Consider the following 24,385-nt stretch of genomic DNA (forward strand, 5'->3'; position numbering starts at 1 on the left):
GTCGATTCCGAGAGTAGCGCCACCATTCGCTTTGAAGCCCACCTGTATCGGCTACCTGAAGATATAATGTGCTCCATAGCGTCGATCACATGAGGTCCCCGACGCACGTCCGTAACACTTTTGCCGCCGAAAGAGCAACCTCGATTCGCGAATTTGCCGACATAGGAGAAGCCAAAACCTCAGCCTCCATCCATAATGCAGTGATTGAATCAACGAGATCTCCCATGCAAAACTGCCGCGTTCATCGGCAAATGCACTGGCATAAGTATAAGCCAAACATCCATTTAGGTTCTCCAGCGCGCATTGGCTTTCCCATTTCGTTTCCTGGATGCGTGCGGTCGTTTCGCGCTTGTACTTGCAGGAAACATTGCGTGGATAGGCGTTGGCTTGGAAGATTGGATGCGTGCGGTGCCCACCCTGGCGCGCGTTATTGCGAGCCGGAGGATGCGCTCCGATGATCTGCGCCTCACGCTAACTGCTCATCACCGTGGATCAGGAACGTCGGATTCATTCCCAACAATGGGACCATTACGCTCCGGCTATTCTCTTAGCTTTACTATTGAAAGTGATTGGCTGGGGAACCTGGACTCGAACCAAGATTAACGGAGTCAGAGTCCGTCGTTCTACCATTGAACTATTCCCCAACGACCGCCGAACATTTTATGTCCCGCGGGGAAAGCATGGCCTCTATAATCGAATTTTCCGCGGATGCAAACACTTTAACGCGGGCGAGTGCAATTTTTTGGAGGATCGGGGCGGCAAGCGATAATGGTATCGAATCCCCGCGTTGTGGCGGAGATTCCGAACCTCATCATTGGGACCGCCCGGAAGACCAACCAGAGAGAGACCTTCACTTGTCGCTTAGGTCGACAGGATCGCTTTCACCACCGCAGGATGCGCTTGCCAAGGGCATATCCGACTGATGTCACCATAGCGATCGCGATCGGGTACCAGAGCATGACGAAAAGCGGGCTGTCGTCTGTGCAGTTGGACGCATAGAAGGTCGCGGCGATGCCGCTGGCGGCGAGCCCGGCGACGGCGCCGGCCGCACCCGGCTTTTCCGGCGCGCTATGGCGTAGTGCAAAAAGAAAGCAGGCAAGCGGGCCGATCGACAGCAGCGGAATGAACGTCAGGCAGAAGCGGGCATTGTGCCCGATCATCCGTGCACTCCAGCTGTCGGCCGGCATGACGGCCATTTCGATGGCAGAGGCCGCAAGCAGCAGAAGCGGTGCCGCCAGCAGCGCCCAGCCCCAGATGCGCAGCGATACACCCGGCCGGCCGATGCGGAAGACGACGGCGCAAGCCGTCACGGCGAGCGCAATGGTCACCACGAATTTGAACAGGAAGCGGATGGTCTCCATCGCGCTGTCTATGTCGGCCCGAAAGCCGATCATTGCAAAGAAAATGCCGCCGCTGATCAGGATACCCGCGACGACCGCCATGGTCAGGGCCTTGCCGATCCGCATGCGGACCGGCGCGTCCTGCGCCAGAAGATTGATGAGGTCATCGGTTTTCACTGGTTTCACTCCGATAGAGGGCCGCAAGCGCCTTCAGCGCGCGATGCAGCGCCACGCGCACCGCCCCTTCCGTCATTTTCAGCCGGTCCGCCGTTTCCCGCACGCTGGTTCCCTCGACGGAAATCGAGCGTACGATGGTTTTCTGCGGATCCTTCAACTGCTCCAACATACGATCGACATCGAACCGATCCAAGGCGTCGGCATGCTCTTCCGCCTGCAGAAAATCGACCACATCGTCGATCGGCACGCTCATATGTCGCCCACGCCGCCTCAGGCTGTCGATCAGCTTGTTGCGCACGATCGTCGACAGCCATGGCCCGATCGGACGCGATGAATCCCAGGTTCCGCGCTTGAGATGGATAGCCAGCAGCACTTCCTGGACCACATCCTCCGCCTCGCTCGCCGGCGCGCCAAGCTGATCGCAGCGCCTTTTCGCCATGGCGCGCAGATGCGGCGTCACCGAGGACAGGAAACGATGGTAGGCCTGCGCATCGCCGCTGATGGCGGCGCGCATCCAGACTGCCCATTCCTCTTCGCGCGCCGAATGATTCATCCGACATCTCCTCTACGCGGAACCGCAGGCTTTCGTTACCGGCAACGGCACTTATTTTTCAAGTCCTTTCGTTTCCATCAGGAATCGTCAACCTCCCGCGCCTTTCGTCAATGCCCGGTATAGGCGCATATAATCCGGCCGGGGCGGATAGCCGGCGCAGCATAATGGGCGCCATCTCGAAAAAATTCCGATATGGCTGTAACATCCGGCCGGGATGCTCCGTAGACCTCGATGCAAGCCAATGGCGGCTCGCATCCATCAAGGAGACAGATCCATGAAGAACAGCATCATCACCCTGGCCATCGCCGGCTCGATCGCCTCGGCGCTTGCATCCATCGCTGTCCCGGCATCGGCGGCCGACTCCAGGGAAAAGTGCTACGGCGTCGCCCTCAAGGGTCAGAACGATTGCGCCGCCGGCAAGCATGATTGCGCCGGCAAATCGACCATGAGCTACGACAAGATGTCCTTCAAGCTCGTTCCCACGGGCACCTGCACTTCCATGAAGACGCCGAAGGGCCATGGCTCGCTGACCCCGGCCTGATCCGAAACCGATCACGAGCCAATCCCCTTTTGTAAGGAGCATATCATGAGCAAGATGTCCGCATTCACCCTGGCCGCATCGGTTGCCACCGCCGTGACGCTGGCGGCCGGCGCAACGACGACCGCCTCGGCCGCCGATGCCAAGGAAAAATGCTACGGCGTCGCCCTCAAGGGCCAGAACGATTGCGCCGCCGGCGCTGGCACGACCTGCGCTGGAACATCGAAGATCGATTACCAGCGCAATTCGTGGAAGCTGGTTCCCGCCGGAACCTGCGAGACGATGAAGACGCCGAACGGCCACGGCACCCTGATGCAGGGTCCGGCGCCCGTCTGACCAAGCGCCACGATGCAGGGCGGCGCATATTCTGCGCGCCGCCCTTCCTCCAACATCAGGCATATGCAAACGGAGGCCGCAATGAAACCGTCAGAACTTCCCCGCCGCGCCGGCGTCGGCTTCAAGCCGAAGCATTTCGGCGCGATCGATGCCGAAAGGCAGCCGATCGGCTTTTTCGAGGTTCATGCCGAAAACTATATGGGCGCCGGTGGCCCGCCGCATGCCCAGCTCGGCCGGCTGCGAAAGGATTATGCCTTGTCCATCCATGGCGTCGGCCTTTCCATCGGCTCGATGCAGCCACTGGATGCCGAACATCTTGCCCGCCTGAAGATCGTCTGCGATCGCTACGAGCCGGAGAGCTTTTCGGAGCACCTCGCCTGGTCGACGCATGACACGACCTTTCTCAACGATCTTCTGCCGCTGCCCTATACCGAGGCGACGCTTCGGCAGGTCTGCGAACACATCGATCAGGTTCAGACACTGCTCGGCCGGCAGATGCTGCTGGAGAATCCGGCTACCTACCTGCTCTTCGAGGAAAGCACGATCGAGGAGACGGCGTTTTTAGCCGAAGTCGCCGGCCGCACCGGCTGCGGCCTGCTGCTCGACGTCAACAATGTTTTCGTTGCCGCCACCAATCACCACATGGATGCGCGGGCCTATCTTGAGCGCTTTCCGGTGCAATGGGTGCGCGAGATCCATCTGAGCGGCCATTCCGAGACCATCGACGATGCCGGCGCGCCGCTGCTGATCGACAGCCACGATACGCCGGTAAAGGATCCGGTCTGGGCGCTTTACGAAGAGCTTATCGGCCGGATTGGACCGATCGCCAGCCTGGTCGAATGGGACAATGACGTGCCGGAATGGCCGGTTCTGCGGGCGGAAGCCGAGGCTGCGGACAGGATTTTGAAACGCGCCGCCGCGCGCCGAGCAGCTTGAGGAGGGGGTGATGTCTCTCAGCACGCAAAGCAAGTTCGCCGCAGCCCTCATCGATCCCGATCTCGCTGTGCCCAAGGGGCTGACGGCCTGGAGCGGCTCGGAGCCCTCGCGACGCTTCGGCGTCTATCGCAACAATGTCGCGATCGGCCTGATCGGCGTGCTCGCCTCCCGCTTTCCGGCGGCCGAAAGGATCGTCGGCGAGGAATTCTTCGCAGCCATGGCGCATGAATTCATCCGGCTGCATCCGCCGCGATCGCCGCTGCTGCTTGCCTATGGCGATGATTTTCCCAAATTCGTCGAGGGTTTCGAGCCGACGCGGGAAATCCCTTATCTGCCCGACGTCATGAGACTGGAGGCAGCCCGGGGCCGCGCCTATCACGCCGCCGACGCAACGTCGCTCGATGCCGCTTTATTGACGACCATCGAGCCGGCGGGCCTGGCTGATCTGGCCTTCGTGCCGCATCCCTCCGCCTCGATAGCGCGTTCCGCCTATCCGGCCGTCACCATCTGGGCCATGAACACCGGCGAAATCGAGCTTGCGGATATTGCCGATTGGACAGGCGAGGATGCCCTCGTCGTCCGCCCGCAAATGATCGTCGAGGTCCACCGTCTGCCGCCAGGCGGCGCGACTTTTCTGGAGCGGCTATTTGCCGGCGCCGATCTCGGCAGCGCCTTCGAAACGGCCCTTGCCGAAGCCGCGGATTTCGATCTTTCCGCCAACCTCGCCGGTGCGTTCACGGCAGGCGCTTTCATGGCCATTCGCTGAACGCCAAGAGGAATCGACATGCAGAACCAGATGATGACGGCCGCTCCGGCCGAACGCGAAACCGTGCCTCAAAGGCTCTATGGCGGCTTAAAGCTTCTCGACCGCATTCCGCACGATCTGATCGCGCTCATCGCGCGGCTGTCGATCGCCGCCGTCTTCTGGCAGTCCGGACAGACGAAAGTGGAAGGCTGGCATGTGACCGACAATGCCGTCTATCTCTTCCAGACGGAGTATAAATTACCGCTGGTCGATCCCTGGATCGCCGCCCATATCGCGGCCTTCAGCGAGCATTTCTTTCCCTTTTTGCTCGTCATCGGGCTGGCAAGCCGGCTGTCGGCGCTGGCGTTGCTCGGCATGACGCTGGTGATCGAGATTTTCGTCTATCCCGATGCCTGGCCGACGCACGGCACGTGGGCGACCTGCTTTCTGGTGATCATTGCTGGCGGGCCTGGGCGTATCGCTCTCGATCATCTGATCGCCAGGCGGTTTGGCCGCTCGTCCCGAGGCGGGACGGAGGGGAGCGCCCCGTAGCGGCGCTCCTTGGCATGATGGTCGAACGAGGCCTATCGCAGGACCGGCTCCCCATGGAATCGGCGCTGCGACGGCTTCGAGACGCCGAAGCCAACCTCCATCATCAGCCGCGGCTTCTGCGTGGGCACCGTGCCCATATGGAAGCCGAAGGGATCTTCGACGAAGCCGGAGCCGGCCTTGCCGGTCAGCGTCAGCGCATTCGCCTGCCCATAATAATCGAGCACCTCGTTTGCCGGATGCCCCACAAGCAAAGTCAGCTGATGCCGGACCCGGCGGCGGCGGTGGCTTCCCTTGATGAAGACGTGCGGGCCGGTGCCCTCGTCCACGTCGACGAGATTGAAGAAGAACTTCAGCATCCGCCAATCGTCGAGATCGAAGTGATACTTGTCGAGCGAGGCGAGGCTCCTGTCGGCTTCGGAAGCCTGCGTGGGAAAGCTCCACCAGATGCGGGTGGTGATCACCTTGGCCTGCCCGCCGAGATATTGGCGGGCGACATCGATCAGCAACGGATCGCGCTGCACCGCCATGACGGCATCGCAATCAAGCGAGCGTTCGAAGAAGTGACCGCTCAGAATCGGCCGCCCGAACCGGGCTTCCGCTTGCCCGTGTTCGCTCGCGACGAATTCGAGCTGCCTGTTGAAATTGCCGTAGCAACCGGTATTTCCAGCGAATTCGGCGATCTCGCGATGGATGTGATCCGGCAGCGTCAAGCCCGGATAGATACCATCCGTCCGCAAGGCATTGACGACGGCGCTGCGCTCGACATCGGCAAACATCGAGGCGCCGGAAACGGGGAGCCTGACGGCCTGCCTGGTTGCAAGCCAATGGATCCGCCGAAACGGCAGGGTTCTGGCCAAGAGGAACATGGGCAACCAGGCCGGATTTTCTTTAAGATCGGTCAGGTAAGTTGGTATCCTGACAGCCATACGCTTGAAGCGGCCGCCCTGTCGGGCAATGGACTCCAAGTCTCTTGCCGGGGGAGTGTGCATAGCTATCCTTTCCGCACGTTTGCAAAAACCCGTGGCAACAGGCCCAACACCCTGTTGATGCGATATAATTCTTTGAAACTCTAAGTTTATTCGCAGCAGCGAATATCTGCTGCAGCGCGGCAAATAGCGGTCGTCCGACCTTGGTCAAGGGGCTTGAAAGTCAAAACCTGATTGTATCTGTAGAAATTTCCGCAGAAACACGCGGCGCTTTCGAAAGCGTTTAAGAGATCGCCCGGAGCGGTTGTTTTCAGGCCCGATAAGCGGAGTAACGCCAAGAGATACGGGAACGGCGCATTATCATTTGCCGTTACTTAGGATAATGGCGCTAAGCATGTTCAGGAAAAGTGGACGGCGGTTTAAACCGGCTACGATTTCAACAGTCTTCCAACAGTCACATTTCTGTTCGCATTATTGGTTAGATGAGCGAGAAAACGTCAAAAAGGGCCCCCTTATATGGCAGAAACGAAGACCTTTGAACCGGCGGAAGGCATGGTCGATTTCGACGCGGGCGAGGGCGAGACCCCGACTGTGGTGGAGATGGATGACTATACGAAGAGCCTCGCGCAGGCGAAGGCCAAGTCCGTCAAGCTTATCGACGCCATCACCGGTCAGGTGCTCAAGAAAAAAGATGCGGTGCATGTCGACGACCTTCGTCCATCGCTGGCGGATTTCATGCGGCTGAAGCACCCCGAGCTTCGCGCCGACGACTATATCGGCCGCAAGGTGATGGACGACTATCGTGCCCAGTATATCGCCGAGCTTTTGACCGACGAGCGTGGCGAGCTTTCCACCCTCGAAGATGAAGTCGTCGAAAGCCTGAAGACGCATGATACGCTGGCTGAAAACATCGAAGAGGACTACGAGGACCACCGCTCGATCGGCGACCGGATGGCCGACGGGGTCGCGATATTCGGCGGCAGCTGGACCTTCATCATCTCCTTCTGTCTGTTCTTGGCCGTATGGATGGGCATCAATGTCCTCATGGGCGACAACAAGGCTTTCGATGCCTATCCGTTCATTTTGCTGAACCTTATTCTCTCGACGATCGCCGCCCTGCAGGCCCCGATCATCATGATGAGCCAGCGCCGCCAGGAACAGAAGGATCGCCTGCGCGCCCTTAACGACTACAAGGTGAACCTGAAGGCCGAACTGGAAATCCGCCACCTGCATGAAAAGGTCGACCACCTCCTCAACCGCCAATGGGAGCGGCTGACCGAAATCCAGCAGATCCAGATCGAGATGATGCTGGAACAGGCCAAGGCCGCGACGCGCGCGATCAAGGCAAACAAGGCAACGAAAGCCAAGACCAGCGCGCTGAAGAGCCTCTTCACCAAGGGCAAGGACGCCGATCCGGATGAATCCGTCAGCTGATCACAGCCAAGCGGCGGCGCCTTTCGCTATGGCGCCGCCGAGCGCCCTTCAGGGCCGCTCGCCTTGCCGATGCGCCGCTCCTTCCGGAAGTTCGGCCACCCGCCGCCGGTTTGCAAACAGAACCGGCATGCACAGCAGATAGAGCGAGGCTCCCAGAACCCAGACCAGGCCGGGAAAGACATGCCTTGAGGCGAAATAGATCTCGCTGATCGCCAATGGCGCCACCATGGATGCGAGGCTCGTCAGGCTGGTCAGCACCCCCTGCAGGCGCCCCTGTTCATCCGCGCCCACCCGAACCTTGCCAGAGCTTTGTCACTTTACCGCGCCAACGGCCATGAAGCCCTGTTCGAAGCCGGCCTGGAGCTGCTGATAGGCGGGGCCGAAGCCGGCAAATGAGGTATATGATCGCGCAGATGGCCCCGGCCGGAGAATGCTTCATCTCTCCGCCTTGAAGGTGCGGCCGAGATCCGGCCCGACGCTGAAGTAATGTCGAAACACGTAGAGCAGCTTCCCGCTACCGTCACCTGCGATACTGCCCACCCCTGCCCGCTTCGTGTCGCGGCAGAACACAGCGCGCGACAATCGGCAGACGCCAATCCGAGATCCATCCAATTGACTTTCATCGCCGTTGTGACACCGTTCCGGTTGGTTGCCGACCCAACGTTTGAGGCAAAATGACAAAGCGATCGCAAGCCGTTATCACCACAGCCGAGGAGCGCCCGCGCGACGGCTGGAACGACCCCGTCCACGGTTCCATATCCTGGCACACGCTGCTCAGCAGCGACATTACCCCCACCGACAGCATGAGCGCCGGCATCGCCGATCTTGCACCCGGCGACGAACTGAAGCCGCATCGGCACGACCCATCGGAAATCTATTTCATCTTCGAAGGAACCGGCATCGTTGGGATCGACGGACAGGAAACGACGGTCAAGGCCGGCACGACAGTCTTCATCCCCGGCAACGCCGAACACGGCATCCGCAACGAATCCGAAGCCAACCTGAAATTCTTCTATGTTTTCCCCACGGGCTCTTTTGCCGACGTGATCTATCGGTTTCCCGAGAGTTGAAGAGTTTTCGGCTGTGGTAACGCTAGGTCACATACCCATAAAATAGTTTTGGATTTGAATGATTTGTGATTCTCTGTCTGTCAGGCTTGGAGGCAGAGATGGCGCGCTTTGATTTGACGGATTTCGAATGGTCGGTGATCGAACCCCTTCTGCCGACAAAGGTTCGTGGTAAGGCCCGCGTTGATGACCGACGCGTATTGAATGGGATCTTCTGGCGGCTGAGAACTGGTGCGCCGTGGGCGGATATTCCCGCGCGCTATGGCCCTTATACGACCTGTGTCAACCGCTTTAACCGATGGCGTCACGCGGGGCATTGGGCACGTATTCTCGATGCAATATCAGAAGCTTACGATGGCGACATCCAGATGATCGACAGCTCGTCGATCCGCGTTCACCAACATGCTGCCAACGGTCAAAAAAAGACGAGCGATCCGGTTGCATGGGTCGCTCGCGCGGCGGGCTGACAACCAAAATCCATGCTCTTGTCGATGCCGATGGCCGACCGATCCGCTTAAAGCTGACAGCCGGACAGGCCCATGACGGACGCTCGGCGACCGATATGTTTGCGACCATCGGGCCCGGTCAAATACTTCTGGCTGATCGCGCTTATGATAGCGACAGGCTGCGACAAGACCTCAAAGCACGTGGAGCATGGGGCTGTATCCGTCCCATGCCAAACAGGGTCAATATTCCTGCCTTCAGCTCACGGCTCTACAAACAACGCAACGCTGTCGAGCGGTTCTTCAACAAACTCAAACACTTCCGGGCCATCGCAACACGATATGACAAACGCGACGACAACTTCCTCGCATCTATCCAGCTCGCCTCAATTCGTATCTGGCTACGATCTTATGAGTCGGTGACCTAGCTTGGCTGATAACAGCAAACAGCTGAAGCCATTATGGCGGAGAGGGTGGGATTTGAACCCACGATGCCCTTGCAGGCATGCCGCATTTCGAGTGCGGTGCATTCGACCACTCTGCCACCTCTCCGGTTATGCTGGTCGGCGCTGGTTGGCGCGGGCTGTCTCATAGCGAGAGACGGGGGGGATGGCAAGGGCGAATATGAAAGCTTTTCATCCTTTTGCCTTGACAGATAAAGGGCGCTTATATATCCCGTGCGACGCAATAGGTGTGGACAAGTCCGCGCCTTGCCCGCCCTGCTTTGCGCAGGGCTTCACCGGCAGATCTTTTGTAAGGCCTAAAGCCTTTGGAATTCCTGCTAAATTTCGACTGATAAAAAGACGGCCGCTTGCCTTGGGCAAGAGAGCCGGAACGAACATGAAAGGATAAAAAATGTTCGCAGTCATTAAGACCGGCGGTAAGCAGTACCGTGTGGCAGCCAACGACGTGCTGACCATCGAGAAGCTCGAAGTCACCGCCGGCGGCACCGTAGAATTCACCGAAGTCCTCGTTATCGGCGAAGGCGCCGACGCTGCGATTGGTGCTCCCTTCGTCAAGGGCGCTTCCGTCAAGGCCGAAGTGGTCGAGCACAACCGCGGCAAGAAGGTCATCGCCTTCAAGAAGCGCCGTCGTCAGAACTCGAAGCGTTCGCGCGGCCATCGCCAGCATCACACGGTTGTCCGCATCACGGACATCGTGGCTGCCAAGTAAGTAACGGGATCAGGGTTTAAAGGAGAACTCCAATGGCACACAAAAAAGCTGGCGGTTCGTCGCGCAACGGTCGCGATTCCGAATCCAAGCGCCTTGGCGTGAAGAAGTTCGGTGGCGAGAACGTCATCGCAGGCAACATTATCGTGCGTCAGCGCGGCACGCAGTGGCACCCGGGTTCCAACGTTGGCCTCGGCAAGGATCACACGATTTTTGCGCTTACGGCGGGCAACGTGAACTACCGTACGAAGGCCAATGGCCGCGTGTACGTGTCTGTAATGCCGAAAGCGGAAGCAGCGGAATAAGCCGGTAGCGCTCTAAAACAGCCGGCGTCTCATCGACCCGGCTGACGCTACAAGGTTCAGTCAAGAAAAAGGGGAGATGGGGCGCCATCTCCCCTTTTTCTTTACCCTCAACCAAGGAGGACTGAACCATGCAAGGCGAATTGTTAAGGGAAGACCAATCAAGGTCTCCCGAAGAGCGGCTGAGGCCGGAACGGTTAAGGACCGATTGCCCCGTCTTACTGTCGGAAAGGCTCGTTCTGCGCGCGCCCCACGAAGAAGACATCGACGCCCTTGCCCATCTCGCCAACAACGCCAATGTCGCCACTATGGTATCGCGCATGCCGCACCCGTATACGACCAATGATGCCGCCGATTTCGTGCGACGCACGAAGCTTGGCGAGATTGGCAAGTGCGTCTATGCGATTACCAAAGCCGACAACGGCGCCTTTCTCGGTTGCTGCGGGGTCGAACCCACGGGCGATCCGAACACGGTCGAGATCGGCTATTGGCTGGGCGAACCTTATTGGAACCAGGGCTATACGACCGAGGCCGCCCATGCCCTGGTCGACATGGTCTTCCGCACCCGCGAAAACGTCGCCCAGATCGACGCCCGCTGCCGGGTGATGAACGTCGCTTCCAGGCGCGTCATCCAGAAGTGCGGCTTCCAGTTCCAGGGATCCGGCCTTGCCGCTTCGCTGGCGCTCGGCGGCACCGTGCCGGTCGAATGGTACCGGCTCGACCGCAAGACCTGGATGTCGTTGCGCAGTTGGGGAGGCATGAGATGAACGCTCTCGCTCTCACCCGCCGCGATGCCCGGATTTTGATGCCCGGCCCGACGCCAGTTATCCAGACCGGGCGGCTGACCTTGCGCCCGCACCGGCTCAGCGACGCCGATATGATCGCGGAATCGCTCTCCGATTTCGCCATCACCCGCATGCTGGCCCGCGTGCCCGCGCCCTATGACCGGCAGGATGCGCTGGACTGGCTGGTCCAGCACACGTCCGGCCTCGGCCCCGACTGGCAGCTGGCCATCACCGAGCCGGATGATGCCCATATCGGCTGCGTCGGCATCGAGCTCAGGCACGGCGGCTGGCATCTCGGCTACTGGCTGAACCGCTTCTACTGGCGGCGCGGCATCATGACCGAGGCGGTCGTATCGGCCCTTGGGCGCTTTGCCCGCCGCATGCCCGAAGTCGCCGTCCATTCCGGCGCCTTCGCCGACAATCCGGCATCCTTGAAGCTGCAGCAGAGGCTCGGCTTCGAGATCACCGGCTGCTCGGAGATCTACAGCTTCGCCCGCAACACCATGGTTCCGCATATCGAAACCGTGCTGAAGCCGGGTGCGCTGCGGCTCTCGCAAGCGGCGTAAAGCCCTGAAACCCGTCATCGCCGGCCTTGCCGGCGATGACCATCATGCCAATCGTGCAGTTCCCCCCTTTATGGCACGGGGACTGCACGATATTCTTTGACCTCAGCCCGAAGCGCCTATATCGAAGGCGACATGACGGGCAAACGGCCGCCCGATGCGTTTTTTGGACGTGTAAGGCGCGGCAGCAATTGAAAAGAGCGCATAGGCTTTTGTGAATCCCATTCGATCCGAAGGGATATGCGCCGATACCGGGTGACGGACGTAAGATGAAATTTCTCGACGAAGCAAAAGTCTATATTCGCTCAGGCGACGGCGGCGCGGGCAGCGTCTCCTTCCGGCGTGAGAAATTCATCGAATTCGGCGGCCCGGACGGCGGCGATGGCGGCCGTGGCGGCGATGTCTGGGTCGAGGCCGTCAACGGCCTGAACACGCTGATCGACTTCCGCTATCAGCAGCATTTCAAGGCCACGATCGGCACGCACGGCATGGGCCGGAACCGCGCCGGCGCCAAGGGCGAAGACGTGACGCTGAAAGTCCCCGTCGGTACGCAGATCTTCGAAGAAGACGGCGAAAGCCTGATCTGCGACATCACGCAGGAAGGTCAGCGCTTCCGCCTCGCCGCCGGCGGCAATGGCGGCTTCGGCAACGCCTATTTCAAATCCTCGGTCAACCAGGCGCCGGATTGGGCCAATCCCGGCCTGCCGGGTGAGGAAAAGACCGTCTGGCTGCGGCTGAAGCTGATCGCCGATGCCGGCCTCGTCGGCCTGCCGAATGCCGGAAAATCGACCTTTCTAGCCGCCGTCAGCCGCGCAAGGCCGAAGATCGCCAACTATCCGTTCACGACGCTGCATCCCAATCTCGGCGTCGCCACCATCGACGGCCAGGAATTCATCCTGGCCGATATTCCCGGCCTGATCGAGGGTGCCCATGAAGGCGTCGGGATCGGTGACCGCTTCCTTGGCCATGTCGAGCGCACCCGCGTGCTGCTGCATCTGGTTTCCGCCCAGGAAGAAAAGGTCGGCAAGGCCTACAAGACCGTGAAGCACGAGCTTGAGGCTTACGGCAACAGCATCCCCGACAAGCCTGAAATCGTCGCGCTGTCGCAAATCGACGTGGTGGACGAAGAAACGCTGAAGAAGAAGACGCGCGAACTGGCGCGGGCTTGCGGCAAGACGCCCTTCCAGATTTCCGCCGTCACCGGCCGCGGCATGACGGAAGTGCTGCGCGCGCTGCGCGACGTCATCGTCGAAGCCAATGCCGGCGAAGCGGACAAGCCGGCGAAAGCGCCCAAGCTGCGCCATCGCGACCTGCAGACCTCCGACGACGTGGACGAGCGTCTTAGTGAAGACGGGGATAATCAGGGATGACTGCCCGCAAGCCGCTCGACCGCTACCGCCGCATCGTCATCAAGATCGGCTCCGCTCTTCTGGTCGATCGCAAGACCGGCTTGAAGAAATCCTGGCTCGACGGCATGTGTGCCGATATCGCCGCGCTGAAAGCCAAGGGCATCGATGTCCTGGTCGTCTCGTCGGGCGCGATCGCGCTCGGCCGCTCCGTGCTCGACCTGCCGTCCGGCGCGCTGAAGCTCGAGGAAAGCCAGGCGGCGGCGGCCGTCGGCCAGATCTCGCTTGCCCGCGCCTGGTCGGAAAGCCTGTCGCATGATGATATCGTTGCCGGCCAGATCCTGCTGACGCTCGGCGACACGGAAGAGCGCCGCCGCTACCTCAACGCCCGCGCCACCATCAACCAGCTTCTGAAGATCGGCGCCGTGCCGATCATCAACGAGAACGATACCGTCGCGACCAGCGAAATCCGCTATGGTGACAATGACCGTCTCGCCGCCCGCGTCGCCACCATGACCGGTGCCGACCTTCTCGTGCTATTGTCAGACATCGACGGGCTCTATACCGCCCCGCCGCATCTCGATCCGCAGGCGAAATTCCTCGATACGATCGCCGAGATCACGCCTGAGATCGAAGCCATGGCTGGTGGTGCCGCTTCCGAACTCTCGCGCGGCGGCATGCGCACCAAGATCGATGCCGGCAAGATCGCGACCGGCGCCGGCTGCGCCATGATCATCGCCTCGGGTAAGACCGACCGGCCGCTGAAATCAATCGAAAACGGCGCTCGCTCCTCCTGGTTCGCGCCGTCGGGCACGCCTGTGACCGCGCGCAAGACCTGGATTGCCGGACAGCTGCAGCCGGCCGGCGAATTGCATGTCGACGATGGTGCGGTGACCGCGCTTGGCGCCGGCAAGAGCCTGCTGCCAGCCGGCGTGCGCCGCGTCGTCGGCCATTTCGGTCGCGGCGACACCGTCGCCGTCATCGGACCCTCGGGCCGTGAAATCGCCCGCGGCCTTGCCGGTTATGACGCCGAAGAGGCCCGCCAGATCACCGGCCGCAAGTCGGCCGAGATCGCGGCGATCCTCGGCTATGCCGGCCGCGCCGCCATGGTGCATCGCGACGACCTCGTCATGACCGCGTCCGTCAAGACGAAGGCCGAGAAATTGAAGAAGGATGAAGCTCATGCTTGATAGCGTCGCCCAAAGCCCCGACATCGATGCGCTGATGAACGATATCGGCCGCAAGGCCCGGGCTGCGTCGCGACCGTTGGCGTTTGCTTCGACGGAGAGCAAGAACAAGGCCTTGAACGCCATGGCGGACGCCATCCTGGCCCGCAAGGATCATATCCTTGCCGAGAACGCCAAGGATCTGAAAGACATCGAAGGCACGGATATGCTCGCCTCTTTCGTCGATCGCCTGACGCTGAACGGCAAGCGCGTCGCCGAGATGGCCGACGGCATTCGCGCCATCGCCGCCCTTGCCGACCCGGTGGGCGAAGTCATTGCCGCCTGGGATCGCCCGAACGGCTTGAAGATCGAGCGCGTTCGCACGCCGCTCGGCGTCATCGGCGTCATCTTCGAAAGCCGGCCGAATGTGACGGCCGATGCCGGCGCGCTGTGCCTGAAGGCTGGCAATGCCGTCATCCTCCGCTGCGGCAGCGATTCGCGCCGCTCCTCGCAGGCTATTCATGATTGCCTGGTCGAGGGGCTGAAGGCGGCGGGCCTGCCGGAACATGCCATCCAGCTCGTGCCCGTCAGCGATCGTGCCGCCGTCGGCGCCATGCTGCGTGGCCTCGAAGGCAATATCGACGTCATCGTGCCGCGCGGCGGCAAGAGCCTTGTCGCCCGCGTCCAGACCGAAGCGCGCGTGCCGGTCTTTGCCCATCTCGAGGGCCTCTGCCACGTCTATATCGATGCCTCGGCCGATCTGGAGATGGCGAAATCCATCGTCGTCAACGCCAAGATGCGCCGTACCGGCATTTGCGGCGCGGCCGAAACGCTGCTGGTCGATTCGAAAGTCGCTTCCAGCCATCTGAAGCCGCTGCTCGACGGGCTTGCGGCGGCAGGCTGCGAAATCCGTGGCTCCGCCGACGTGCTGCAGCTCATTCCCAGCCTCAAAGCCGCAACGGAAGAGGATTGGACGACGGAATATCTGGCCGCAATCATCTCTGTCGCGCTGGTCGACGGCATTTCCGGCGCAATTGCCCACATCGGCAAATATTCGTCGAACCATACCGAAGCCGTGATCGCTGAAGATCCCGCAATCGTCGAACGCTTCTTCACCGAGATCGACTCGGCGATCCTGCTGCACAATGCCTCGACGCAATTTGCCGATGGCGGCGAATTCGGCATGGGCGCGGAAATCGGCATCGCCACCGGCAAGATGCATGCGCGCGGGCCGGTCGGCGTTGAGCAGCTCACCTCCTTCAAATATCGCGTACGCGGCACCGGACAGATACGGCCCTGACGTGCTGAAGGAAGAGATCGATCAACGCTATCTGCGCATGCCCCATGCCGAGCGCGGCATGGTGGTCGGTCTTTTCGGCGGCTCCTTCAACCCGCCGCATGAAGGCCACGCACTCGTGGCCGAGATCGCCATTCGCCGGCTTGGCCTCGATCAGCTCTGGTGGATGGTGACGCCGGGCAACCCGCTGAAGAGCCGCAATCATCTGGCGCCGCTCGCCGAGCGTCTCGCACTCAGCGAACAGCTTCTCCATGATCCGCGCATCAAGGTGACGGCGTTCGAACAGAGGCTGGGCATGAGCTATACGGCGAATACCTTGGCGCATGTAAAGGCCCGCAACAGCCGGGTCCATTTCATCTGGATTATGGGTGCCGACAGCCTGAATACGTTCCATCGCTGGCAGAAATGGCAGGAAATCGCCCGCACGTTTCCGATCGCCGTCATTGACCGACCGGGATCGACGCTATCCTATCTCTCGGCCAAGATGGCCAAGACGTTCCACTATGCACGCGTCGACGAGGATGACGCCCGCGTGCTCTGGAAGAAGCGGGCGCCGGCCTGGACCTTCATCCATGGACCGCGCTCGGCACTCAGCTCGACAGCCTTACGCGACGCACAATAATCAATCCGAATTCTTGGGGAAGGTCTGGAAAATAAAAAGCCCGACGCGGGAGGAGGTGCGTCGGGCTTTTGAACCTGATCAGCAACTGGGAGGAGGAGAGTTGCTGATCCATATCGAACGGCATTGGGAGGAGGAGATCGCCGTTTCGATGATTATGTTTTAGCAGATTTTACCGATTGATAAATGGCTGATTGCGCAATGCAGCAATGCACAAGAAGCATGCCTTTGAAAATTTTCTGCCCAAAAAACGCTTCTTTTACAAATTTTCCGCCACTTGATTTTCATCGTCCAAATGAAACCGGCGAAAGAATGGCTCAAGATCCCACGGTTCGTAACGTTACGTCTTGTTTCGTGAGCGTTCGCCAATCCATTGGGCGAATCCAGTCATGCATTTTTGTAATGCCCAAAAGAATTCATATGCACTGCGCCACGGAAAATCCATAGATTTCGTGTGGTTACACTGCGATATCGCGATATATTTTTACAAACACATCCCTAGCCAAGCTTCGCGCGTCGTTATATCTGTCGAAATATGTCGATACCTTTGGGGAGAAATTTAAGATGGTCACCAGCCGACGCCGATGGATCAAGCTTGCAACCGCCGCCCTATCAGCCGCGTGGCTGGGCCTTTCGGTCGCGCCCGTGCCGGCATTCGCCGCCGACAAGATCGTCGTCTTTGCCGCCGCCAGCATGAAAAACGCGCTTGATAGCGCCGATGCCGTCTTCACCAAGGAAACCGGCAAGGAAGTGACCGTCTCCTATGCGGCGAGCGGCCCGCTCGCCAAGCAGCTCGAAAACGGCGCGCCGGCCGATGTCTTCATCTCCGCCGACACCAACTGGATGGACTATGTCGCCCAGAGAAAGCTGATCAGGGACGACAGCCGCGTCAACCTTCTCGGCAACAAGCTCGTCCTCGTGGCCGCCAAGGACAAGGCGAAGCCGGTCGAGATCAAGCAAGGCATGGATCTCGCCAGCCTGCTCGGCGACGGCCGCCTGGCGATCGGCCAGCCGGAATCAGTGCCTGCCGGCAAATACGGCAAGAGCGCGCTGGAAAAGCTCGGCATCTGGTCGTCGGTCGAAAAGAAGGTCGCCGGCGCCGAAAGCGTGCGCGCCGCGCTCGCGCTGGTTTCGCGCGGCGAAGCGCCCTATGGCATCGTCTATCAGACCGATGTCTCGGCCGATCCGGGCGTTGCCGTCGTCGGCACCTTCCCGGCAGACAGCCACCCGCCGATCGTCTACCCGATCGCCATCACCAGCAACAGCACCAACCCGGATGTGCAAGCCTATTTCGATTTTCTGAAATCGGCTAAGGCTGTTCCATTCTTCGAGCATGAGGGCTTCACGATCCTGAAGCAGTGAGCGTCATCACCGCAAATCAGGCATGAAAGTTCAATCATCAGGCTCGCCGACCCGTGGCGAGCCTGAGATGTTTTAAGGGGCGAGTATTTGGAAGCGTTGGGTTTGAGCAGCGACGAATGGACGGCCATAGAGCTGAGCCTGCGCGTGTCCGTCGTCGCCATGCTGGTAAGCCTGCCCTTCGGCATTGCCGCGGCACTCCTGCTCGCGCGCGGCCGGTTCTGGGGCAAATCGATCCTCAACGGCGTCATCCATCTGCCGCTGATCCTGCCGCCTGTTGTCACCGGCTTCATCCTCCTCATTCTCTTCGGCCGCAAGGGGCCGATCGGGTCCTTGCTCGATCAATATCTCGGTATCGTCTTCTCGTTCCGCTGGACGGGCGCGGCACTTGCCTGCGGCGTCATGGGTTTCCCGCTGATGGTCAGAAGCATCCGCCTGTCGGTCGAAGCCGTCGACCGCAAGCTGGAGGAAGCGGCCGGCACGCTGGGCGCCAGCCCTAACTGGACCTTCCTGACGGTCACCCTGCCCTTGATCCTGCCTGGCATCATCGCCGGCATGATCCTCTCCTTCGCCAAGGCCATGGGCGAGTTCGGCGCGACCATCACCTTCGTCTCCAACATTCCCGGCGAAACCCAGACCCTGTCCTCGGCCATCTACACTTTCACCCAGGTTCCGGGCGGCGATGCCGGCGCCATGCGGCTCACCATCGTCGCCATCGTCATTTCGATGGCAGCCCTGCTCGCTTCGGAATTCCTTGCCTATCTTGCCGGACGGAGGGTGGATTTCGAATGACGCTTTCGGTCGATATCCGCCACCGCCTCGGCGCCTTTTCGCTGGAGGCGGCATTCACCTCCGACGGCGGCGTAACCGCCCTTTTCGGCCGCTCCGGCTCCGGCAAGACGTCGCTCATCCGGATCATTGCCGGCCTCATCCGACCCGATCACGGCCGCGTCAGCCTCGACGAAACGGTGCTTGCCGACACCAGCAGGCAGATCTTCGTGCCGCGCCACCGCCGCCGCTTCGGCTATGTCTTTCAGGAAGCGCGCCTGTTTCCTCATCTTTCGGTGCGGAAGAACCTCAGTTACGGCCGCTGGTTCGCTCCCCGGAACGAGCGCGGTGAAAGCTTTGACGGCGTCGTCGATCTTCTTGGCATCGGCGCATTGCTCGACCGCAGGCCGGCCAAGCTCTCCGGCGGCGAGAAGCAGCGCGTCGCGATCGGCCGCGCCCTGCTTTCCTCTCCGCGGCTGCTATTGATGGATGAGCCGCTTGCCGCGCTCGACGAAGCCCGCAAGGCGGAAATCCTTCCCTATCTCGAGCGGCTGCGCGACGAGACCAGGATACCGATCATCTATGTCAGCCACTCGATCGCCGAGGTGGCGCGGCTCGCCAACCGCGTCGTCGTCATGCGCGACGGCAAGGTCGAGACGATCGGTGCCGCCGTTGATATTTTCAGCCAGCTATCCGGCCCGCTGGCGGCCGACCGCCGCGAAGCCGGCGTGCTGCTGGAAGGCCGCGTGGAATCGATGGACGACCGGCATCATCTGACCATCATTGCCCTGAAGACGGCAAAGCTCGTCGTGCCGGGTCAGGCGGCCGCTGTCGGCAAGACCGTACGCATCCATATTCCCGCCCGCGACGTCATGCTGGCGACAACCAGGCCGGAAGGCCTCAGCGCCCTCAATATTCTCGACGGCGAAGTGCTGGGGATCGGCATGGCCGCCGATGGAACCGTGGAAGTCAGGGTCGATTGCGGCGGCGACATCGTAACCGCCCGCATCACGCAATTCTCGTCAGAACGGCTGGGGTTGCGGATCGGCCTGCCGATCCATGCGGTCATCAAGACCGTGGCACTCGAACATTAATCAGGATTTTCCCCGAGAAGCCCCGGCCGGGTTGCGATTGGCGTCGAGCCAGGTGAGATCGTCGGCTATTGCCGCGCGCAGCGTCGTTTCCATGCCGCGGAAGCGCCGCAGCAACTCCTCGCCGAACGGAGTCAGTGCCGCGCCGCCGCCCTTCTGCCCACCGCGCTGCGATTCCACGACCGGCTCGCGGAACATATGGTTCAGTTCGCTGATAAGCAGCCAGGCGCGACGATAGGACATATCCATGGCGCGGCCGGCGGCCGAAATCGAGCCGGTCTCCTGGATATGCTCGAGAAGCTCCATCTTGCCGCGCCCGAGCCGATCCTGCCCCGAAAAGCTGATGCGGAGGATGGGCGTCAACGATGGCTGCGGAGCGTCTGTCATGGCATCTGTAACCGTTTGCTTTGCCTAGTGTATACGCGGCCTTCACCTGCCTGTACATGCCGGCGGGAATGGACAAGCGGCGGCACCGGCCTATCTGATCTCCATGTAAAAGATGCGTCCTTAGCCGCAGCTCATTCTTGTCGCCGGAGTGGCGCCGACAACCTGATTTTTGACCCTCGGTGCGAATATTTACCCATATCTGGTGCGAAAGAGCCCTATTCAGGCACAAATCCTTGTCCCGAACGCCTCAAGATGGCCGTTGGCGTCTTGAAACCTTAATGCTTTGATGCCTATCTTTATGGGGTGATCGACTCAGATCACTTCCGTGCATGTTCTGTTACTCAAGGAAGGAAGAGCACTGACAACAGTACACGCCAAGGGAAGAACGCCTGTCGTTATCCCGAAGAGCTCGGAACGTGGCGCCGATGCCGCTGCCCGCGCCCTGCAAGCCGTCCTCGTAAGCCTCGAGGATTCCAAGGCCGAAAATATCGTCACCATCGACATTGCTGGCAAATCCGCGCTTGGAGACTATATGGTCGTTGTCTCCGGCCGATCGAACCGCCATGTCGTGGCGATTGCCGACCATCTCATGACCGATCTCAAGGACGAGGGCTTCGGCAATGCCCGCGTCGAGGGTCTCGATGGCGGCGACTGGGTGTTGATCGACACCGGCGACATCATCGTTCATGTCTTCCGACCGGAGATCCGCGAGTTCTACAACATCGAAAAGATGTGGGCGGCACCCGATCTCGACGAAGGCACGCTGCACTAACCGACCGCGGAACACCTCCCGGCCCCGGTTCGCAGCTTCACATCGCCGGACATGAGCTTCCGGCAACGGTTTGTTTTGTGCCGCCATGACGGCGGATGTGGCTGGGAGCGGGAATGCGGATAGGTCTTTTTGCGGTGGGACGGTTGAAGGCCGGCCCGGAAAAGGATCTTGCGGCTCGTTACCTCGATCGTTTCGCCAAGGCCGGGCCGGCGATCGGCCTGGAAATGGCGCGCATGACCGAGGTTGCCGAAAGCCGCGCCTCCAACAGCGAGACCCGCAAGCGCGAAGAGGCGGGTCTGCTGCAGAAGGCGCACCCCGAAGGCGGTGTGCTCATTCTTCTCGACGAACGCGGCAAGGCGCTCGACAGCGAAGCCTTCGCCGCCATGCTCGGGACATTCCGCGATCAGGGAAAGCGCGACCTGACGATCGCCATCGGCGGCGCCGACGGCCTCGACCCATCCCTTTACGACAAGGCCGACATGACCATTTGCCTCGGCAAGCTGACCTGGCCCCACCAGCTCGTGCGCATCCTCATTGCCGAACAGCTCTACCGCGCCGTCACCATCCTCTCCGGCCACCCCTACCACCGGGTGTAATCGTCCCATCCCATCTCGAAAACTGTTTGGCTTTCGGTTCTTTTGCGTTAACGAAACGCTCACACAGGCGTGTTTTGATTCCCGCCCTGAAAATGACGATGCTTCCTAGCCGATCGCGGCAAATCAGCCTATTTTCACGCGATCCGAAGGGACCAGGCCCGAACCGACTGGATGAGAAAAGCCCAGCCCATGCTTTCCCGTCTTCTGCTGCCACCCCTGGCGGCATGTCTCGGTGTGGGCGCTTATGTGACCGGCCCTTTCCCTTTGCTGGATGTGGCCGTGGCGCAGGAGGCCGAGACCACCGCACCGCAGGCGCCTGACGATCGCGCCGCAACGACCGCATCGGTGCCGACGGCGCAGCAGGCGCCCGACCCTGCAGGCGATCTCGCCCACAAGCGCGACGAAACCCGTGCCCAGCTGAACGAGTTGTCGAAGACGATCAATCTCTCCTCCGACAAGACGAAAGAGCTGGAAGACAGTATCGCATCGCTCGACAAGAGCACCGACAGCCTGCGCCAGGCGCTGATCGACAGCGCCGCCCGCCGCAAGGAGCTGGATCGCAAGATCCAGCAGAGCGAAAAGACGTTGACGGACCTTGCCGTCAAGGAAGGCAAGATCCGCGCTTCCCTGCATGATCGCCGCGCCCTGTTGGCCGAAGTGCTGGGCGCGCTCGAGCGCATGGGCCGCAACCCGCCGCCGGCGCTGCTGGTGACGCCGGACGATGCGCTCGCCTCGGTGCGCAGCGCTATTCTTCTCGGCGCCGTCGTGCCCGGAATGCGCAAGGAGACGGACAAACTCATCGCCGATCTCACGGATCTCAGCAAGCTGCATGCCGACGCAGCCGCCGAAAAGGCGAGCTTCACCACCACCATGACCAACAGTCTGGAGGAGGAGCGGCGCATGGATCTGCTGATTGCCGAAAACGACAAGCACAGCAAACAGAATGCCGCCCAGCTCGGGGCCGAACGCAAGCGCGCCGAGGAACTGGCGGGCCAGGCAACCAGCCTGGAGGGGCTCGTCGCCTCGCTGGAAAGCCAGATCGGCTCGGTGCGCGATGCCGCGGCGGCCGCGCGTGCGGAAGAGGCGCGCCGGGCGCAGATGACCGAACAGCAGCGCGAGCAGGCGAAGGCCCTGGCCGAGAACGGTGTGCCCGATAAAAACCGCATTACGCCCGCATATCCCTTCTCGGATCTTAAACAGAAGTTGGAGCTGCCCGTGGCGGGCGATACCCTCCGCCAGTTCGGCGACGACGACGGCACCGGCCACACGGCGATGGGGTTGACCATCGCGACGGGTCCGGAAGCGCTCGTCACGGCTCCCGCCGACGGCACGGTTGTCTACGCCGGCGCGTTTCGCAGCTACGGTCAGATGATCATTCTGGATACGGGCGACGGCTATCACATGGTGCTGTCGGGAATGGATGCGATCAAGACGCGTCCGGGCAGATTTGTCTTCGCCGGCGAGCCGCTTGCCACTATGGGCCAAAAAAGAGTCGCGAGCGCGACCGCATTGGCGCTGGAAACGGATCGGCCAACGCTTTACATTGAATTCAGAAAAGATGGAAAACCGGTCGATTCTCGGCCTTGGTGGACCTCCAAAGACACTGGAAAGGCACGCAATGATACGTAGGGCTTCTCTTGTTCTCGTTGGCGCATTGATGGGTGCGACTGCGATGGGCGTTATCTACTCGGCGGTAGCGCCGGCGGAAGCCGCTGGCACTTCCACCTACAAGGAGCTGTCGATTTTCGGCGACGTCTTTGAGCGCGTCCGCGCGCAGTATGTGACGCCGCCGCAGGAAGACAAGCTCATCGAAGCCGCCATCAACGGCATGCTGACCTCTCTGGACCCGCATTCGAGCTACATGAATGCCAAGGACGCCGAAGACATGCGCACCCAGACCAAGGGTGAATTCGGCGGTCTCGGCATCGAAGTGACGATGGACAACGACCTCGTCAAGGTCATCACCCCGATCGACGACACGCCCGCCGCCAAGGCCGGCGTTCTCGCCGGCGACTACATCACCGCGATCGACGGCCAGTCCGTTCGCGGCCTGAAGCTGGAAGACGCCGTCGAGAAGATGCGCGGTCCGGTCAAGACGCCGATCAAGCTTACCCTGATGCGCAAGGGCGCCGACAAGCCGATCGAACTCACCGTCATTCGTGACGTGATCGCCGTTGCCGCCGTCAAGTCGCGCGAGGAAGGCGATGTCGGCTATATCCGCATCATCTCCTTCACGGAAAAGACGACGCCGGACCTCGAGGCCGCGATCGCCAAGATCAAGAAGGATATTCCGGCCGACAAGCTGAAGGGGTATGTCCTCGACCTGCGCCTCAACCCGGGCGGCCTGCTCGACCAGGCGATCAACGTCGCCGACGACGTGCTCGAGCGTGGCGAAGTCGTTTCGACGCGCGGCCGCAATCCGGACGAAACCCGCCGCTTCAACGCCACGCCGGGCGATCTGACCGACGGTAAGCCGATTATCGTGCTCATCAACGGCGGTTCGGCCTCGGCTTCGGAAATCGTCGCCGGCGCCCTGCAAGATCTGCGTCGCGCCACCGTTCTCGGCTCGCAGTCCTTTGGCAAGGGCTCCGTTCAGACGATCATTCCGCTGGGCGATGGCAACGGCGCGCTGCGCCTGACGACGGCGCTTTACTACACGCCCTCGGGCCGCTCGATCCAGGGCACGGGCATCACGCCCGACGTCAAGGTCGACCAGCCGCTGCCTGATGATCTGAAGGGCAAGCTGACGGCGGAAGGCGAATCCAGCCTGCCGGGCCACATCAAGGGCCAGAGCGAAACCGACAAGGGCTCCGGCTCTTCGGCCTATGTACCGCCGGATCCGAAGGACGATATCCAGCTCAACTACGCGCTCGACCTGCTGCGCGGCGCCAAGACGGATCCGTCCTTCCCGCCGAACCCGGAAAAGGCAGTTTCCTCCAAGTAAGGAATGGCGCCGGGCTGGAAACAGACCCGGCGCTTTCATAAGCGGAGAGCGAGCGGGGCAATGCGTACCGTTCCGCCCTCCTCGGCCGAATGAAATCGGCCCTGTTCAAAAACAGCTTCGTTCATGTTTTAGCACTTTGAGTGTTGCGGGCATTTTGCCGCTCGGCCGCGAGC

The 24,385-nt window shown here is 61.0% G+C and carries 28 protein-coding genes and 2 tRNA genes; 23 read left to right on the forward strand and 7 right to left on the reverse strand.

What is annotated here, in order from left to right; genetic code table 11:
- Positions 1–570 precede the first annotated feature (570 nt).
- From CCGE531_RS19190 to CCGE531_RS19200, 3 genes are all read right to left on the reverse strand, one after another.
- Positions 571–644: transfer RNA gene (locus CCGE531_RS19190), tRNA-Gln, on the reverse strand.
- Positions 645–881: 237 nt separating this feature from the next.
- Positions 882–1,517, reverse strand: a complete 636-nt coding sequence (locus CCGE531_RS19195; protein WP_120666206.1) for an NrsF family protein — start codon at positions 1,515–1,517, stop codon at positions 882–884.
- Positions 1,504–2,070 carry a sigma-70 family RNA polymerase sigma factor gene (locus CCGE531_RS19200; RefSeq protein ID WP_120666208.1) on the reverse strand — a complete coding sequence of 189 codons (567 nt, stop codon included), beginning with the start codon at positions 2,068–2,070 and terminating at the stop codon, positions 1,504–1,506. Before CCGE531_RS19200 ends, CCGE531_RS19195 begins: the two co-directional genes overlap by 14 nt.
- Before the next feature lie 274 nt (positions 2,071–2,344).
- Here CCGE531_RS19200 and CCGE531_RS19205 point away from each other — a divergent pair, with 274 nt between their 5' ends.
- The 5 genes from CCGE531_RS19205 (at position 2,345) to CCGE531_RS19225 (ending at position 5,177) form a co-directional block, all read left to right on the forward strand.
- On the forward strand, positions 2,345–2,611 hold the full coding sequence (locus CCGE531_RS19205) for a DUF2282 domain-containing protein (protein WP_120666210.1): 267 nt from the start codon (positions 2,345–2,347) through the stop codon (positions 2,609–2,611).
- A 45-nt stretch (positions 2,612–2,656) separates the two neighbouring features.
- A complete protein-coding gene (locus CCGE531_RS19210) occupies positions 2,657–2,944 on the forward strand; it encodes a DUF2282 domain-containing protein (RefSeq protein WP_120666211.1) in 288 nt (95 codons plus the stop codon).
- An 81-nt stretch (positions 2,945–3,025) separates the two neighbouring features.
- Positions 3,026–3,880, forward strand: a complete 855-nt coding sequence (locus tag CCGE531_RS19215; RefSeq protein WP_120666977.1) for a DUF692 domain-containing protein — start codon at positions 3,026–3,028, stop codon at positions 3,878–3,880.
- 10 nt (positions 3,881–3,890) lie between these two features.
- The gene (locus tag CCGE531_RS19220) at positions 3,891–4,646 is read left to right on the forward strand and encodes a DNA-binding domain-containing protein (protein ID WP_120666213.1); all 756 of its coding nucleotides are present in this window, start codon (positions 3,891–3,893) and stop codon (positions 4,644–4,646) included.
- A gap of 18 nt (positions 4,647–4,664) precedes the next feature.
- Positions 4,665–5,177, forward strand: coding sequence for a DoxX family protein (locus CCGE531_RS19225; protein WP_120666215.1), 513 nt, complete (start codon positions 4,665–4,667; stop codon positions 5,175–5,177).
- A 32-nt stretch (positions 5,178–5,209) separates the two neighbouring features.
- Here CCGE531_RS19225 and CCGE531_RS19230 read toward each other — a convergent pair whose 3' ends face one another.
- A complete protein-coding gene (locus CCGE531_RS19230) occupies positions 5,210–6,166 on the reverse strand; it encodes a phytanoyl-CoA dioxygenase family protein (protein ID WP_120666217.1) in 957 nt (318 codons plus the stop codon).
- A 453-nt stretch (positions 6,167–6,619) separates the two neighbouring features.
- Here CCGE531_RS19230 and CCGE531_RS19235 point away from each other — a divergent pair, with 453 nt between their 5' ends.
- A complete protein-coding gene (locus tag CCGE531_RS19235; RefSeq protein WP_120666218.1) occupies positions 6,620–7,537 on the forward strand; it encodes a DUF1003 domain-containing protein in 918 nt (305 codons plus the stop codon).
- Between the two features lie 48 nt (positions 7,538–7,585).
- On the opposite strand, the gene CCGE531_RS19240 is transcribed toward CCGE531_RS19235, so the two are convergent.
- Entirely contained in the window at positions 7,586–7,828 is a 243-nt protein-coding gene (locus CCGE531_RS19240) for a hypothetical protein (RefSeq protein WP_120666220.1), read from the reverse strand.
- A gap of 383 nt (positions 7,829–8,211) precedes the next feature.
- Here CCGE531_RS19240 and CCGE531_RS19255 point away from each other — a divergent pair, with 383 nt between their 5' ends.
- On the forward strand, positions 8,212–8,607 hold the full coding sequence (locus CCGE531_RS19255) for a cupin domain-containing protein (protein ID WP_120666222.1): 396 nt from the start codon (positions 8,212–8,214) through the stop codon (positions 8,605–8,607).
- A 98-nt stretch (positions 8,608–8,705) separates the two neighbouring features.
- A protein-coding gene (locus CCGE531_RS19260) for an IS5 family transposase (protein WP_120663716.1) occupies positions 8,706–9,475 on the forward strand; the annotation gives its coding sequence in 2 pieces (ribosomal slippage) (positions 8,706–9,017 and positions 9,020–9,475; 768 coding nt in all).
- A 34-nt stretch (positions 9,476–9,509) separates the two neighbouring features.
- Here the strand turns inward: CCGE531_RS19260 and CCGE531_RS19265 are convergent.
- Positions 9,510–9,599: transfer RNA gene (locus CCGE531_RS19265), tRNA-Ser, on the reverse strand.
- 303 nt (positions 9,600–9,902) lie between these two features.
- Here CCGE531_RS19265 and rplU point away from each other — a divergent pair.
- The 11 genes from rplU to modC all read left to right on the forward strand — a co-directional run bounded on the left by rplU (position 9,903) and on the right by modC (position 19,516).
- Positions 9,903–10,220 (forward strand): 50S ribosomal protein L21, encoded by a 318-nt coding sequence (gene rplU, locus CCGE531_RS19270; protein ID WP_004127263.1) that lies wholly within the window; start codon positions 9,903–9,905, stop codon positions 10,218–10,220.
- 32 nt (positions 10,221–10,252) lie between these two features.
- On the forward strand, positions 10,253–10,522 hold the full coding sequence (rpmA, locus tag CCGE531_RS19275) for a 50S ribosomal protein L27 (protein ID WP_112429549.1): 270 nt from the start codon (positions 10,253–10,255) through the stop codon (positions 10,520–10,522).
- 128 nt (positions 10,523–10,650) lie between these two features.
- On the forward strand, positions 10,651–11,286 hold the full coding sequence (locus tag CCGE531_RS19280; RefSeq protein ID WP_120666224.1) for a GNAT family protein: 636 nt from the start codon (positions 10,651–10,653) through the stop codon (positions 11,284–11,286).
- On the forward strand, positions 11,283–11,870 hold the full coding sequence (locus CCGE531_RS19285) for a GNAT family N-acetyltransferase (RefSeq protein ID WP_120666226.1): 588 nt from the start codon (positions 11,283–11,285) through the stop codon (positions 11,868–11,870). Before CCGE531_RS19280 ends, CCGE531_RS19285 begins: the two co-directional genes overlap by 4 nt.
- A 266-nt stretch (positions 11,871–12,136) precedes the next feature.
- Positions 12,137–13,237: a GTPase ObgE gene (obgE, locus tag CCGE531_RS19290; protein WP_120666228.1), complete on the forward strand. Its 1,101-nt coding sequence runs from the start codon at positions 12,137–12,139 to the stop codon at positions 13,235–13,237.
- Positions 13,234–14,403, forward strand: coding sequence for a glutamate 5-kinase (gene proB, locus CCGE531_RS19295; protein ID WP_120666230.1), 1,170 nt, complete (start codon positions 13,234–13,236; stop codon positions 14,401–14,403). Before obgE ends, proB begins: the two co-directional genes overlap by 4 nt.
- Positions 14,396–15,679: a glutamate-5-semialdehyde dehydrogenase gene (locus CCGE531_RS19300; RefSeq protein WP_120666979.1), complete on the forward strand. Its 1,284-nt coding sequence runs from the start codon at positions 14,396–14,398 to the stop codon at positions 15,677–15,679. Before proB ends, CCGE531_RS19300 begins: the two co-directional genes overlap by 8 nt.
- Positions 15,680–15,716: 37 nt before the next feature.
- A complete protein-coding gene (locus CCGE531_RS19305; protein ID WP_245459187.1) occupies positions 15,717–16,298 on the forward strand; it encodes a nicotinate-nucleotide adenylyltransferase in 582 nt (193 codons plus the stop codon).
- Positions 16,299–16,859: 561 nt separating this feature from the next.
- Entirely contained in the window at positions 16,860–17,657 is a 798-nt protein-coding gene (gene modA, locus CCGE531_RS19310; protein ID WP_120666234.1) for a molybdate ABC transporter substrate-binding protein, read from the forward strand.
- Positions 17,658–17,744: 87 nt separating this feature from the next.
- On the forward strand, positions 17,745–18,446 hold the full coding sequence (gene modB / locus CCGE531_RS19315; protein WP_120666236.1) for a molybdate ABC transporter permease subunit: 702 nt from the start codon (positions 17,745–17,747) through the stop codon (positions 18,444–18,446).
- Entirely contained in the window at positions 18,443–19,516 is a 1,074-nt protein-coding gene (gene modC / locus CCGE531_RS19320) for a molybdenum ABC transporter ATP-binding protein (RefSeq protein ID WP_120666238.1), read from the forward strand. Before modB ends, modC begins: the two co-directional genes overlap by 4 nt.
- Here the strand turns inward: modC and CCGE531_RS19325 are convergent, their stop codons facing one another.
- Positions 19,517–19,900, reverse strand: coding sequence for a winged helix-turn-helix domain-containing protein (locus tag CCGE531_RS19325; RefSeq protein ID WP_120666240.1), 384 nt, complete (start codon positions 19,898–19,900; stop codon positions 19,517–19,519).
- 325 nt (positions 19,901–20,225) lie between these two features.
- Here CCGE531_RS19325 and rsfS point away from each other — a divergent pair, with 325 nt between their 5' ends.
- The 4 genes from rsfS to CCGE531_RS19345 all read left to right on the forward strand — a co-directional run bounded on the left by rsfS (position 20,226) and on the right by CCGE531_RS19345 (position 24,212).
- Positions 20,226–20,672 (forward strand): ribosome silencing factor, encoded by a 447-nt coding sequence (gene rsfS, locus CCGE531_RS19330; RefSeq protein WP_075853393.1) that lies wholly within the window; start codon positions 20,226–20,228, stop codon positions 20,670–20,672.
- A 113-nt stretch (positions 20,673–20,785) separates the two neighbouring features.
- Positions 20,786–21,268 (forward strand): 23S rRNA (pseudouridine(1915)-N(3))-methyltransferase RlmH, encoded by a 483-nt coding sequence (gene rlmH / locus CCGE531_RS19335; protein ID WP_113360509.1) that lies wholly within the window; start codon positions 20,786–20,788, stop codon positions 21,266–21,268.
- Between the two features lie 189 nt (positions 21,269–21,457).
- Positions 21,458–22,897: a murein hydrolase activator EnvC gene (locus CCGE531_RS19340; RefSeq protein WP_245458911.1), complete on the forward strand. Its 1,440-nt coding sequence runs from the start codon at positions 21,458–21,460 to the stop codon at positions 22,895–22,897.
- Positions 22,887–24,212, forward strand: a complete 1,326-nt coding sequence (locus CCGE531_RS19345) for a S41 family peptidase (protein ID WP_120666244.1) — start codon at positions 22,887–22,889, stop codon at positions 24,210–24,212. The genes CCGE531_RS19340 and CCGE531_RS19345 overlap by 11 nt, the downstream gene beginning before the upstream one ends.
- Positions 24,213–24,385 lie beyond the last annotated feature (173 nt).

Origin of the sequence: Rhizobium sp. CCGE531 (genome assembly GCF_003627795.1) — a bacterium.
Lineage (GTDB): Bacteria > Pseudomonadota > Alphaproteobacteria > Rhizobiales > Rhizobiaceae > Rhizobium.